At 50.5% G+C, this 13,940-nt stretch carries 14 protein-coding genes; all 14 read right to left on the bottom strand.

All coding sequences use genetic code 11. The features are described from left to right. Nucleotides 1-343: 343 nt before the first annotated feature. Nucleotides 344-721 (bottom strand): S1 RNA-binding domain-containing protein, encoded by a 378-nt coding sequence (locus tag EDM56_RS22945; RefSeq protein WP_122920261.1) that lies wholly within the window; start codon nucleotides 719-721, stop codon nucleotides 344-346. 20 nt (nucleotides 722-741) lie between these two features. Beyond that, nucleotides 742-1,053 carry an FtsB family cell division protein gene (locus tag EDM56_RS22940; protein ID WP_122920260.1) on the bottom strand — a complete coding sequence of 104 codons (312 nt, stop codon included), beginning with the start codon at nucleotides 1,051-1,053 and terminating at the stop codon, nucleotides 742-744. A gap of 25 nt (nucleotides 1,054-1,078) precedes the next feature. Further along, nucleotides 1,079-1,651 (bottom strand): spore cortex biosynthesis protein YabQ, encoded by a 573-nt coding sequence (gene yabQ / locus EDM56_RS22935; RefSeq protein WP_122920259.1) that lies wholly within the window; start codon nucleotides 1,649-1,651, stop codon nucleotides 1,079-1,081. Next, entirely contained in the window at nucleotides 1,648-1,932 is a 285-nt protein-coding gene (gene yabP / locus EDM56_RS22930) for a sporulation protein YabP (protein ID WP_122920258.1), read from the bottom strand. Before yabP ends, yabQ begins: the two co-directional genes overlap by 4 nt. A gap of 190 nt (nucleotides 1,933-2,122) precedes the next feature. Then, entirely contained in the window at nucleotides 2,123-2,416 is a 294-nt protein-coding gene (locus tag EDM56_RS22925; protein ID WP_122920257.1) for an RNA-binding S4 domain-containing protein, read from the bottom strand. 12 nt (nucleotides 2,417-2,428) lie between these two features. Next, nucleotides 2,429-3,895 (bottom strand): bifunctional methyltransferase/pyrophosphohydrolase YabN, encoded by a 1,467-nt coding sequence (yabN, locus tag EDM56_RS22920; RefSeq protein WP_122920256.1) that lies wholly within the window; start codon nucleotides 3,893-3,895, stop codon nucleotides 2,429-2,431. 32 nt (nucleotides 3,896-3,927) lie between these two features. Further along, nucleotides 3,928-5,562, bottom strand: a complete 1,635-nt coding sequence (locus EDM56_RS22915) for a putative polysaccharide biosynthesis protein (RefSeq protein WP_122920255.1) — start codon at nucleotides 5,560-5,562, stop codon at nucleotides 3,928-3,930. A 175-nt stretch (nucleotides 5,563-5,737) separates the two neighbouring features. Then, complete coding sequence (gene spoVT / locus EDM56_RS22910) at nucleotides 5,738-6,280, bottom strand: stage V sporulation protein T (RefSeq protein ID WP_122920254.1); 543 nt, start codon at nucleotides 6,278-6,280, stop codon at nucleotides 5,738-5,740. A 229-nt stretch (nucleotides 6,281-6,509) separates the two neighbouring features. Beyond that, nucleotides 6,510-7,583, bottom strand: coding sequence for a peptidylprolyl isomerase (locus tag EDM56_RS22905; RefSeq protein ID WP_122920253.1), 1,074 nt, complete (start codon nucleotides 7,581-7,583; stop codon nucleotides 6,510-6,512). 14 nt (nucleotides 7,584-7,597) lie between these two features. Further along, a complete protein-coding gene (gene mfd, locus EDM56_RS22900; protein WP_122920252.1) occupies nucleotides 7,598-11,170 on the bottom strand; it encodes a transcription-repair coupling factor in 3,573 nt (1,190 codons plus the stop codon). A 125-nt stretch (nucleotides 11,171-11,295) separates the two neighbouring features. Continuing rightward, a complete protein-coding gene (locus tag EDM56_RS22895) occupies nucleotides 11,296-11,526 on the bottom strand; it encodes an anti-sigma-F factor Fin (protein WP_122920251.1) in 231 nt (76 codons plus the stop codon). A gap of 61 nt (nucleotides 11,527-11,587) precedes the next feature. After that, nucleotides 11,588-12,166 carry an aminoacyl-tRNA hydrolase gene (gene pth / locus EDM56_RS22890; protein WP_122920250.1) on the bottom strand — a complete coding sequence of 193 codons (579 nt, stop codon included), beginning with the start codon at nucleotides 12,164-12,166 and terminating at the stop codon, nucleotides 11,588-11,590. 94 nt (nucleotides 12,167-12,260) lie between these two features. Continuing rightward, nucleotides 12,261-12,884 carry a 50S ribosomal protein L25 gene (locus EDM56_RS22885; RefSeq protein ID WP_122920249.1) on the bottom strand — a complete coding sequence of 208 codons (624 nt, stop codon included), beginning with the start codon at nucleotides 12,882-12,884 and terminating at the stop codon, nucleotides 12,261-12,263. Nucleotides 12,885-12,964: 80 nt separating this feature from the next. Beyond that, nucleotides 12,965-13,915, bottom strand: coding sequence for a ribose-phosphate diphosphokinase (locus tag EDM56_RS22880; RefSeq protein WP_122920248.1), 951 nt, complete (start codon nucleotides 13,913-13,915; stop codon nucleotides 12,965-12,967). Nucleotides 13,916-13,940 lie beyond the last annotated feature (25 nt).

Here is a 13,940-nt window from a genome sequence, read left to right as displayed (position 1 = left end):
GATTGAAATGTATTCCAAAAATCGTCCGACAAATTATCCAACGATTACGCGCGTGTCGGTACGTGCGCATTTATTCTCCTTCATCCAGCACCAGTCTTGATTGGAACCGAATAAGCAATAAAAATAACCAGCCTCTAGAATGGCTGGTCTCACGTATGATCCGAATCGTCTCGCGCAAAATTTGGATGCTGTCTCTTCCAAAGTAGACAAAAAAATAGCCGACGTTTGGCGTTCAACGTCGACTATCAGGTGATTCGCGCTTAGCGAAACGGGCTTACTTTATTATATTCTCCATCGCCCCAAAATGACCTTCTCTTTTTAAAAGAGATTTTTTTGATTTTCTTTACCGTCCTCGCCCTTTTTTGTCCGAGTTTTTGCGGACGGAGGATAGGCGGTCTTCACTTTCTTTCAGAAATCGGTTCAGCCTCTCTTCAAAGCCTTCAGTTCGCTCTTTGGCTTGGCGGGGAGGCTTGGCTGCCGGACGCGGCTGATCCACTGCTTTCTTGATGGAAAGGCTCACTTTACCTTCACGGATACCCAACACTTTCACCGTAACCGTATCGCCGACTTTCAAATGTTGATGAATGTCGGTGACATACGTATCAGCAATCTCACTGATATGAACGAGACCGGTTACGCCGTCTGGCAATAGCACAAATGCTCCAAACTTGGTGATGCCCGTCACTTTCCCTTCCAGCTTGCTCCCGATTTGGACAGTCATTCAGACCGCTGCTCCTCCTTTTATTTTTGCTCAGGCAAGATATAGATGATTTCACCCGGCTTGGTTAAATACCACTGTTTGCGCGCCAGCTCGGCAAGGTACTCTTTGTCGTTTAGCCGATTTGCCTTATAGGCCAGCTCAGCCTGCAGCTTCTGTTCCGCGACGGAAGCAGCCTGGAGCTGTTTCAGCTGTTCTTCTTTTTCCGTTAACAGCCCGCTTTGGAGATACGCGGTATAGCCCGTCCAGATTGAAAAAAGCAGCACAAAAAACATGAAGATGCGCATTCTGCGCTTTTGCCCTTTGTTATTGGCGGGAGCCTGATTCTTACTCATCTATTAATCCATCCTTGGTTAAAATTTACTCTCGTTTCGTCCTCTTGTGGATCCACTGCTTCAATAGTAGCCAAAATTTAGTGAAAGGTACATGCAATCTTTTCGCCATTTTCTGCCATACGACGATGAACGGATAAAGGAGGAAATAGACAATTTTCCAAACGATCCGCAAGATTGTCATAATGATTGTTAAGATAAAGCCGAGTATCATCACGATCAGTCGATAAACGAACTGAATCGGTTTGATGAGAAAGATGTCTATGATTCGCACAATCAGCCTAAAGATCCACTGAGAAAATCTTATCACGGCAAGTAGGAATTGAATATAATACTTACTTCCTACTACGAAATAGAGCCACGCTCCTACGATGACACCGAGATAGACCGGAAACCGAACAATGCCGTCGTTCACCTTCACAAGAATAATGAAGACCATGCCTGCACTTGCGATCCAAAACGCGAGATCGAAGAGAAAAATCAGCCAGCGGGGAATGCTGATTTTGCCCCGGAACACTTGATAGGTATCAAAACCGGTACCCATCAAGGCGCCGCAGGCACACATGAACGCGACGGTTTGCAGCTGTGTGGCGATGCTCACTTGAACAGCTTACCGAAAAATCCTTTGGACCGGTCCCCGCCGTGCCCTTGCTCCAAATACGCCATCTCATGGACAAGCCCCTCGATCGCCACTTCGCCTGTCTCCAAGCTCAAGTTTTTCATGTGCAGGTTTTGCCCCTTAATCGTGAGGAATCCGCCTTCCGTTTCCAGCAGGAACTCCTCGTTGTCAAAGCTCTCCACTTTTTTCACACCGGAAATCGCCAAGCTGCGGCGATTAATCATGACAACCTCGTGGCGAGGCCTTCTTGTATGATCGTTCATGCCAAGCCCTCCTACCCGCAAATTTACGTACGTTCACCTGACAAATTCGTACCCTTGTACAAGGTATGGATGGAGAGGGCGAATTAGAACCTGACAATAGAAAACCTGGCTACGCCATGCTTTTGGCTTAAGTCGCGGTTGCCCTTATACTGCATAAGAATTTTATAAATTCTTATCTGTAAAAAAAAGACTACCCTTTCAGGTAGTCGTCTTCTTCCTTCTCATCGCGCGGCACCGGAATTTCGCCGACCAAGCAGTACAGCGAGGCCGCCTCTTCCTTGCGCGGATTTTCTTTGATGTCCTCGATTTTCACGATGACGCGTTTTTGACCAAAACGAATGGACAGCGTATCCCCGATTTTGACGTTGCTCGAAGCTTTTGCCGGGCGATCGTTAATCTCCACGCGGCTTTGATCGCAAACATCCTTCGCCAATGTGCGGCGTTTGATCAAGCGCGACACTTTTAAAAATTTATCGAGTCTCATGTTTATCTCCCCTTATTCCGTAGCTTTCGCTTCGTCCCACCATTTGTCCAGCTCAGGCAAGCTGGACTCTGAAAATGTCTTCCCTGTTTCCTTCAGCTTTTTCTCAATGAATTGAAACCTGCGCGTGAACTTGCGGTTGGTCAGCCGGAGCGCTTCTTCAGGATCGACTTTGTAAAAGCGTGCCAGATTCACGACAGCGAACAGTAAGTCGCCCAGCTCCCCAGCGCGTTCCTCCGCAGTCGCTTGCTTCACTTCCTCATATTCCTCTTCAATCTTCTTCTCGACATCCGCTACATTGTCCCAGTCAAAGCCGACCTCAGCCGCCTTTTTCTGCAGCTTGTACGCGTACATAAGTGCAGGAAGCTCACGCGGAATGCCGTGCAGCTGGGAAAGCTCCTGTGGATCGATGCCTTTCGCCGCCTTTTCAGCTGCTTTTACCTCCTGCCATGTGGCAAAGGCTTCATTCGCATCGTCTGCGTGGCGTTCGCCGAATACGTGCGGATGGCGTCGAATCAGCTTTTCATTGAGCCCCAAAATGACATCGTCGATGCTAAAATCGCCGTTCTCCACCGCGATCTGCGAATGCAGCAGCACCTGTAGCAGCAAGTCGCCTAGCTCCTCACACATCCCATCTGGATCATCCTCGTCAATCGCTTCGAGCACTTCAAAGCTTTCTTCAATGAGGTTTTTACGCAGGCTTTGGTGCGTCTGTTCACGATCCCACGGGCAACCTTCCGGACTGCGCAAAATCGCGACGATTTCGCGAAGGCGGGCGAATTGTCGATTGCGCACCGTATCGGCCTGAGTCGGCTGTACATAAACGAGGCTCAAATTGCCGAACCCTTGATGGTGATCCAGCTCGTACAGCGGCACCGTTTCGACATGCTCCATTCCAGCTACTCCAACCGCTGTGACGATTGTGACCGGATGCTCATCCGGCAGCACTTCCATCAGCGTCAGCTTCACATCCGAAGCTGTCAGCTGGTCGTATACTTGCGCAATGACCGAATGTAGCTCAGGATTGATCTGTTGTGCGGTCAGCCGAGTGGCGTCGAGCAGAGCAAATCCTTCGATCGGGTCGATTGCCAAGCGTGCAAACAGCGGATCAAGAAAGCTTTGACCACCCAGCACCTGAATCTCCACTTGCTGGGACCGGGCTTGCTCAAGCAACAGCTGCACCGTGCGTTCCGCAACCAAGGGATGACCTGGAACCGCGTATAAAATTTCTTGCTCCTGCTCCGCCTTGTCCAACAATTCGCGGCTGATTTGCTCATAGACTTCATCAAATCCTCCGTGCTGGAGATACACATGGTCAAAAGACTCCACCTGTACACCTTCGCGGATAAGCTCATCGATGACCGGATGCTCTTTCGTGCGAACATACAGCTTTTGCACTTTTTTTATTTGTTTATACATGCCGAGCGGTAACTGTTCGAGATCGCCAGCCCCCAACCCCAATACTTGAATCCGTGCAGCCATTGCGGCATGCCTCCTTTTTCTAAATATCTATATCAACGAACCAAGCGTAGCTTGGCAAATAGCGCATGAAGTTTTTGCCCTTTTGGCATCAGCTTCAGATCGTCCCCGGTAATGCCTCCCGTCATCATCAACGCGACAACGTACACGATCCCACCTGTCGCCACTGCGAATAGGCCAACTAGCGTATACAGCATCCGCTCGCTTGCGATGAATGCCCCGAAGAAATGAGTCGTGATCCATTCGACGACGATGACCAATACCGACATGACCAAGACAGCGATTGTCGGCTTCACTAGGAAATGCTGGACATTCCATTTCATCTCAATATGGCGGCGAATCGCCATCATATTCAAAGCCATTGCCACTGCGTAAGCCAAAACCGTCGCCATCGCAGCGCCCGAAATTCCCCAAAGCGGGATTAATGCCAAATTCAGCACCAGCTTCACGACCACACCGATGAACAGATGGCGGGCAGGCAGCGTCACTTCCCCCAGCCCTTGCAAAATGCCAGACGTGGCAATGCTCAGCGTCGCAAATAAAATGGTGAACGATTGGATGGCCAATGCCTCGTTACCGTTCGTATCACCGTACAGCATGATATTGATCGGTTCAGTCAAAAGCGCCAGGCCGAATGAAGCCGGCAGCCCGAGCAGCATTGTGAGGCGGATCGCCACCTCCGTCCGCTTGACAATCACCTGCATTTGCTTTTTTGTAACAGCCTCGCTGATTGCTGGCACCAAGGCCAATGACAGCGATGTGGCGAAAAACGTACCGAATTGAATCAAAGGCTGGCCGCGGTCGTAAGCTCCCTTGAGCAGCTTTGCCAAATCTTCGGTCGTACCGCTCCACTGTAGCAGGTTTACGACGGTCATGGAGTCAACCAGCGGAATGAGCGGCAGCACCAACGCTCCCAAGCAGATCGGCAGTGCATAGAACAGCAGGCTCCGCACAATTGCCCGGTTGGACCATGTCTGTACGCTCGATACATGCGCGGCCGCGCTTTCTCTGCTTGTTTGGCCCAGATTGTTACGGCGCCAGTAAAACAGAAGCACAAAAATCGCGCCAAGCGCACCTGGCAGGGCCGCAAATACCGCGCCCGTCCCGGCCAAATAGGCATCATTATAAGCAGCCATCATCCAATACGCGGCAGCCAAAATGAAAATGACCCGAAACAGCTGCTCCACTACTTGCGACACGCCGGTCGGCATCATATTTTGCTGGCCCTGGAAATACCCGCGCAAAATCGCTGCAATCGGCACGAACGGCAGCGACCACGCGACGGCCTTTAGCGGTAGCGTCAAATGCTCGTCTCCCATCATTCTCGCAATCAACGGCGCTCCTAAATAGAGCAGTAAAAAGAAAAAGAGCCCCAGTATCACCAGTGACACGCTTGCAATGCGAAAGGCTCTGCGCGCACCGTCGGTATCTCCCAAGGCTAATCTCTCGGACACAATCTTGGAAATAGCGATCGGGAACCCGGCTGTAGCCAAAATCAGCAACGTTGTGTACAGCGGGTACACCTGCATGTATACGTATAAACCGATATCACCCGTGATGTTCTGATAAGGTATGCGGTAAAGCGCACCCAATAGCTTGGACAATAACCCGGCAATGCCCAAGATGGCGGCTCCTTTGACAAAGTGGTTGGAACCTCGTTCGCTTGACATCGTATGTACGTTCTCCTCTCGAACCCGAAACTGCGTACATTATACCACAAGCAAACGCAAAACTCCCAGTAGCCGATGACGAGGTCCCAGAGAACATGATTCCGCCTCTTTTGACGGGGATCCGAGTCTCCCATATACGAAAAAAACAGCCCCGCTCTTTTGCGAGGCTGCCTCTTCATTGCTCCATTTGTTTCGCTAAAAAGCCGGCTGCGGTTTCCGCCATCTTCATTTCCAGCTCAGCCATTTTCGTGGCTTCGTTTTTGTTGATCAAGATGACCGCACCGATGGGATCTCCGCCTGCCACGATCGGTGCGATAACGAAAGAGGAGTATTGCTCATTCAAGTCGCGAATGATCTCGTATTGGGCTGAGTTTTTTTCCAATCGCGTTTTGCGTTCTTCCAAGCTTTTTTCCACAATGCTGCCGATAGCTTTTTCCATGTATTCCTTCTTGGATGCCCCAGCAACAGCGATCACAGTATCTCTGTCAGAAATAAGGACCATATGATTCATGCTTTCGTACAAGGAATCCGCATATTCTTTTGCGAAATCACCCAACTCACCGATAGGCGAGTACTTTTTCAGAATAACTTCCCCATCACGATCGACAAAAATCTCAAGAGGATCACCTTCGCGAATGCGTAAAGTGCGGCGGATTTCCTTTGGAATCACCACTCGTCCGAGGTCGTCGATGCGACGAACAATACCGGTTGCCTTCATAGTCATGTTGCCTCGCTTTCTTGAGAAATTATTGTTAATTGAGGGTTACCTGTATGTTGTCCCAAAAGCCTATATTTAACTATTGATCAACCACTGGAAACTTTGCCAACTTTTTGGTGCTCTCTCCCCCGGCGGTAGTGAGTGGTTATAGTATTCACAGTGAATTGAAGAATATGCGACAAAACGAAAAAACAGGGAATCGGTTGATTCCCTGTCAGTTCTTCCAATATTACTTAGCCGCAGCTGGTTTAACCTCTGGAATGTTCCATTTGGTTACCAGCTTGTCCAGTTCAACCGAAATGAAATTTCCGTACGCCTTATTCAGCTCTTGCTGCTTCATTTGCTCTTTCGCTTTTTCAAACGGTTGTACTTCCCGTTTTTCTACACGAATGATGTGGTAGCCGTAATCGGTTTTTACAGGCGGATCACTGATCTGGTTGATCGGCTGGGTCAAAGCTGCCTTTTTAAACTCCGGCACCCAATCGTTCACATTGGCGTTTTCGTACAGACCGCCGCTCTCTTTGCTGCCTGGGTCGTCGGTGTATTCTTTTGCCAGCTTAGCAAAATCTTCACCTTTTTTCAGGCGCGCGAGCAAATCGTCAGCCAGCTTCTTCGCTTCTTCCGGTTTCCGGCTCTCTGTGGAGATCAGGATGTGACGCACAGAAGCGGTCGTGTACTGAGTTTTATCCGCTTTCTCATATGCTTGCTTCAAAGCATTTTCGTCGATGCCTTTTTCCAGCACACCGATGGAGCTGTCAATCAGCTGCATTTGCTTTAGCAGGTCGTCTTTGGTCAAGCCTTGCTGCTCCAGCATTTTGGTGAAGTTTTCTTCTTTTTTATCGAGACGCTCGACATATTGCTTTTTGTAGCTCTCAAAGCGCTCTTCAGCCTGTTTCATCGCCGCTGCTTTCATGGTGTCATCAGCGCGATCAAACAGGATTTTGGTTCCAGTATACTGGCGCACATAGTCCTTGATCGCTGCACTGTCCGCGAATTGCAGCGATGCGCCTTGCTGTGGATTGAGGAAGTTGATCGTGCGAAGGAACGTTTCAAAATCCTTCTCAACCAGCTTGCCGCCTTTGTATTCGGCTAGCACTGCGTTTGGATCATTGGTATAGGGAATCTTGACTGCTGGAAATTGCGCCAAAACGTCATTTTTCTCTGCTTCTGGTTTCGCTGCCTCATTGCCACCCGCTGCCGGTTTGGTAGTCTCCGGCTTCGGTTGTCCAGCGGCTTGGCCGCAACCTGAGAGCAACGTCAGTGTCAATACGGTGGTCGATAAAACAGCCACGAATTTTTTCATGAATGGTCTCCCTTCTACTGACTGACTCCGAGCTGGTTTTCAATTTGGCCATTGGAGTCTTGTTGCACCTGATCAAATTGGCTGAGCAGTTTTTCAACGATCTTCATGCCTTGATCACTGGTCAACCCCTTTACTTTAACAGTTACAACCAGATGTTGTCCACTCGGCGCCACGGAGACCCCGATGCGACGGCCGTCCTCTCCTGCGATTTCGTAGATTTTCCCTGCATTGATTTTCTTGTTCTGGCTTGGGTCCAGCATCAGTTTGATGACGTCTGGGTCCTTTTGGTTAATTTCCGTAATGTGGTATTGCAGTGCATAAACGCGCAGACGAGAAATGGTCAGTAAGTTCTCCACCGGCTTCGGAATGTCGCCAAAACGGTCGCCAAGCTCGTCGGCTAAATCCATGACTTCCTCGAGCGTGGAGGTAGCCACGAATTTTTTGTACATCTCGATCTTTTGCCGGCTGTCCACGATGTACAGCGACGGGATATATGCATCGAGCTGCAGATTGATCTCCACCGGGGACGTGATTTGTTGACGAGGCTCTCCGCGCAGCTCATCGATGGCATCCTTCAACATTTGGGTATACATGTCGAAACCGACCGAGTTGATGAATCCGTGCTGCTCAGCACCAAGCAGATTACCCGCGCCACGGATAGACAAGTCGCGCATGGCGATTTTGAAACCGGAGCCGAGCTCGGTGAATTCCTTGATCGCCTGCAGGCGCTTTTCCGCTACTTCCGTCAGCACTTTGTCCGGCTGATAGGTGAAATATGCATAGGCAATTCGATTGGAACGCCCGACGCGTCCGCGCAGCTGATACAGCTGAGACAGACCCATCCGGTCGGCATTGTAAATGATCAGCGTGTTTACGTTCGGGATGTCTACGCCTGTCTCAATGATCGTCGTGCTGACCAATACATCGTAATTACCGTCAAGGAAGTCCAGAATGATGCTCTCCAGCTCGCCTTCGTTCATCTGGCCATGGGCCACGGCAACTTTGGCGTCTGGCACCAGCATGGACAACTGCTCCGCCATTTGCTCGATCCCTTGCACCTGATTGTACAGGAAGAAGACCTGGCCGTCGCGGGCGAGCTCTCGCTCGATCGCTTCGCGCACCAAAAGCGGGCTGTACTCCATCACGTACGTCTGCACAGGGAAGCGGTTTTCCGGCGGCGTTTCAATGACAGACAAATCACGCACGCCCAGCATCGACATGTGCAGGGTACGTGGAATCGGTGTCGCAGTCAGCGTGATGACATCGACATTGTTTTTCAGCTGTTTAAGCTTTTCTTTATGGCTTACCCCGAAACGCTGCTCCTCGTCGACGATCAGCAAGCCTATATCGCGGAAAATGATATCTTTGGACAGCAGTCGGTGCGTCCCGATGACAACATCGACGGTCCCTTCTTTGATCCCTTTCATGGTTGCCGTCTGTTCCTTACGGGAGCGGAAACGGCTCAACACCTCGACACGGATCGGATAATCGGCAAAACGCTCGCGGAATGTCTCGTAGTGCTGCTGCGCCAAAATCGTCGTCGGCACCAGCACAGCGACTTGCTTGCCATCCATCGCCGCTTTGAAGGCAGCGCGAATCGCCACTTCCGTTTTCCCGTAGCCTACGTCACCGCAGACCAGACGGTCCATTGGACGCGCTCGTTCCATATCCGTTTTCACCTCAGCGATTGCGCGCAGTTGATCGGGTGTTTCCTGATACGGGAACATAGCCTCGAATTCACGCTGCTCCAGCGTATCGGTGTTGAAGCCGTACCCTACTGCCTGCTCGCGCGCCGCATACAGCTTGATGAGGTCTTCCGCGATATCTTTGACAGAAGACTGCACCTTCGTTTTGACACGCTTCCACTCGCTGCCACCCAGACTGTACACCTTCGGCTCGTTTTCCTCGCTGGCCACATACTTTTGCACATGGTCAATCTGCTCGATCGGCACGAACAAGCTGTCGCCACCGGCATAACGGATATGCAGATAGTCTTTATGGATCCCGAGAATTTCCTTCGTCTCAATGCCCAAGTACTTCCCAATCCCGTGGTTGATATGAACGACATAGTCGCCGGCCTTCAGCTCCATGTAGTTCTTGATCCGCTCGGCATTGCTCATGTTTTGCTGCACTTTGCGCGCTTTACGCTGTTTGGCGGTGAAAACCTCGCCCTCCGTGATAACGACAAGCTTGTTTAACGGCAGCTCAAAGCCAGTCTGCATGTTCCCCATGATGATGACGGGACGTCCCGGCGGAACCACCTCGACCGACCCCAGCAGCAAGTCGGCTTCCATCTCATAATCGCTCAAGACGCGCTCCAAACGCTTGGCGCGCTCCTGATCGGCGGCGACGAACAAAATCTGGTTCTGCCCTTTCACCCAGCGTGCTAGTTCGCTTTTCAGGACATTCATCTGTCCATGGAAATTCTGCATCGTCCGACAATTAATATTCACAATGTTTTGAGGCTGTGTTTTTGGCGATTGACGCAGGAACAGCGACAAATACACAAGCGGACGCTTATGGGACAGGATAACCTCATCATACGTACAGGAAAATGGCAAATTGGCCATGAACTCGCCTTCCAAGATGCGTGCAGTCTGCCATTCGCCCTCTTCTTTTTGCAGCTGTGCCGCCGTCTCCAAGACACGCGACGGCTCATCGATGATCAGCACCGTGTCCTCTGTCAAATAATTGAGCAATGTCGCCTGCTCCGGATATATAGCGGATATATAGGTAGACAGACGCGGAAAGCGCTGTCCTTCTTGCATGAGCTCTATGTCTGCACCGATGTTGTGCAGCACTTTTTCCTTCGATTGCCCCTCTTTGAGCTTCGCCAGCGTTTCGCCAAGCTTGCGCTCCAGTCGGACAGCCGCTTCTTTCAGCAGCTCGTTTGTCAAAATGAGCTCCTTGGCCGGGCCGATCGTATATTCGTCGACTTTGTCATAGGAACGCTGCGTCACCATGTCAAACGTGCGGATCGAATCGATCTCCACATCGAAAAGCTCAATGCGCACAGGCCATTCAGAATCATGCGGAAACAGGTCGATAATCCCGCCGCGCACGCTCAGCTCGCCTTTGCGCTCAACCATCTCCACCCGTTCGTAGCCCAGCTCAATGAGCCGCAGCAAAAAGCTGTCGACATCCAGCTCCTGATCCTTGTGCAGCGTGATCTGCGCGTCTTTCCACACATTCTGCGGCACGACCATGCGGCGCAAACCGGCAAAAGGCACAACCAAAATACCCGTAAAGCCCTTGGCTAAACGGTTGAACACCTGTATGCGTTGCGCCAGCATCTCTGGACTAGCTACAGCCAGCTCTGATCCAATCAGTTCATTGGCCGGAAAGAGGAGCACTTGATCAGCTGGAACCAGCTCCGCGAGATCCTCGTACACTTTCTGCGCTTGAAACATGTTATGGGTAACGACGCATAGTGGACGGCCCAGTTGCTGATACAGCCCAGCCATCATGACCTGACGCGCTGATCCAGCGAGGCCGGAAATCAGCTGTTCCTTCAGACCTCGTGCGATTCCCGTCGCAATTGTTCCAAATTGGGAATCTTGTTTAAATGAATTGATAATGACTTGCATGCATCCTAGCTCCTCTCCAACCCTTCTCTCATGCGAAAATAAGCCTTGGCTTAGACAATAAGCCAAGACCTCGTCCGTGCAAGCCGTTTGCGGACATCTATCGCCTATCTCCCTTTGCCTGACGATTACTGCAAAGGACTCCCCACCAACGAAAGCTCCGGATGTTCATTGAAAGCATCGCGGCAATAATCGCAGACGATGCGGATAACCGTATCTCCATTTTGTTCTTTGGATATTATATGGTGGCGTTCTTCAGGGGTCAAGGCATCAAGACCCAATTGAACTTCCGTCACCATGGATTGATCAAACTCGACAATTTTCATGCCGCAGCAGCGACAAACATAGCGAAAACTCATCTTTTTCCACCCCCACTTGATACTCCCTAGTATCCCCAAAAGGTGGAAAATCATACGATTGCTATTTGTCACCCAGCTTGACGGAATGGATGTGATTCATCACCTTGACGAAGCTTTCCTTGAGCCACATGACGCTCGCCTTTGCCGACAATTCAACCGCTTCTGCGATCAACGGCTGCTCACTTTTGGAAAATTCGCTCAACACGTAATCGCTTACACTCCGGCCAGGCAACGGACGGTTGATCCCGATTTTGGCCCGTTTGAATTCTTGTGTACCAAGATGTGCGATCAATGACTTGATCCCGTTATGGCCACCGGCACTGCCTTTTTCGCGCAAGCGGAGCTGCCCCACAGGCAAATCAAGATCGTCGTAGATTACAAGTATATCGTCTGGAATCAATTTATAGAACTTCATGATTTCCGCGACAGACTCTCCGGAGAGATTCATGTACGTAAGCGGCTTTACCAAAAGCACGCGCTCCCCTTCGATTCGGCCTTCTCCAACCAATGCGCGGAATTTTTCTTGCGCGACTGGGATACTCCACTGCTCGCTAATTTTATCGATGGCCATAAAGCCTACGTTATGTCTGGTGTCTTCGTACTTCTTACCGGGGTTTCCCAGCCCGACGATCACTTTCACGATTTGCTCCCTCCCATTTTTTCTATTGTACCGCATGAGAAACCCACCCGGCTACAGCTAACGCTCGACCGGGTGGTTCCCTCTTTCGACTTGCCTATACTTTGTGCGCTTCCTGAGTCTTGGCAGCTGCATCCTCCGCCTGCGCCTTGGCCTCCAGCTCTGCGTCTTGCGCTTCTTCCGATTTTGCCTTAGGCGGCAGAATGCTGATCACGACCTCTGTCTCATCAATTCCGAGCTCGATATTTGCTGGAATATGGAGATCGCTCACCAAAATGACATCGCCGATATTGAGATCATCGACGTTGACAGAGAATACTTCCGGAATCTCGTTTGGCAAGCATTTCACCTCAACGCTGTGACGTACCAAGGTGGCAACACCAAGCTCCGGTGCACCCGTAAGCACGATCGGTACGGATGTATGTACTTTTTCATTCATATTGATTTGTTTGAAATCCGCATGAAGTACGTTACCTTTCAAAGGATGACGCTGCAGCTCGTACACCATCACCTGATATTGCTGTCCATCAATCTGCAGACTGAATGGTTTGTTCGTCGTTTGATGGCGAAGCGCCTGGTCCAAGGCGAGCGCATCCATTTGGATCGAGAGGTTATTCACTTCATTTCCGTAGACTACGCCCGGAACCATCCCGCTTTTACGCAATCTCAGGTTGGCCCCTTTGTTGCCTGTTTGTCGAACGGTTGCCTGAATCGCTTCCATATGAAAAAGCCTCCTTATAGACAAGCTTGAAGTCCAATCCTTTTCTAGCTTGTCCAGCGGAGGCTTTTCGAATCCATTTTTTAGTCAAACAGTTTGCTTACCGACAGTTCTTCATGAACGCGGATAATTGCTTCACCGATGATCGGTGCAACAGACAGCACTTTGATTTTGTCGATATGTTTTTCTTCTGGGAGCAGGATCGTGTTAGTTACGATCAATTCCTTGATATTCGAATTCTCGATACGAGAGATTGCTGGGCCGGACAGGACAGGGTGCGTACAGCATGCATATACATCACGTGCACCCGCTTCTACCAATGCGCTAGCAGCCAACGTGATCGTACCCGCTGTATCGATAATATCGTCGATGATGATCGCCGTTTTTCCTTCGATATTCCCGACAATGTTCATGACTTCCGCTACGTTTGGTTCAGGACGACGTTTATCGATGATCGCAATCGGCGCTCCCAAGCGCTCTGCCAATTTGCGCGCACGCGTAACCCCACCGTGGTCAGGCGACACGACGCAAATGTCTTCGAGGCCTTTTTCTTCAAAGTATTTTGCCAGAATTGGCACACCAAGCAGATGATCAACAGGGATGTCGAAGAAGCCTTGGATTTGGGTTGCATGCAAATCCATTGAAATGATGCGGTGTGCACCTGCGGTCTCGATCAGATTGGCAACCAGCTTGGCTGTAATCGGATCGCGAGCGCGTGCTTTGCGGTCTTGGCGCGCATAACCATAATAAGGAATAACTACGTTGATGCTTTTTGCCGAAGCGCGTTTCAAAGCGTCTACCATCACGAGCAGCTCCATGAGGTTCTCGTTAACAGGAGCACTGGTTGGTTGAATGACATACACGTCACAGCCGCGCACGCTTTCATTCAGTTTGATTTGGCATTCGCCATCGCTGAATTGAATCGCCTTGGCATTTCCAAGCGGCAGCCCAATATGCTCCGCGATTTCTTGAGCGAGCTGCGGATTTGCGTTACAAGTAAAGACCTTCAGTTTCGGGTCGCGATAGTTAGCCATTATCTTAAAGAACCTCCCGTAATTA

The sequence above is a fragment of the Brevibacillus fluminis genome, assembly GCF_003710825.1.
Lineage (GTDB): Bacteria > Bacillota > Bacilli > Brevibacillales > Brevibacillaceae > Brevibacillus_D > Brevibacillus_D fluminis.
Note: the sequence above shows the minus strand (reverse complement) of the source record. Positions and strands in the feature narration are given on the sequence as shown.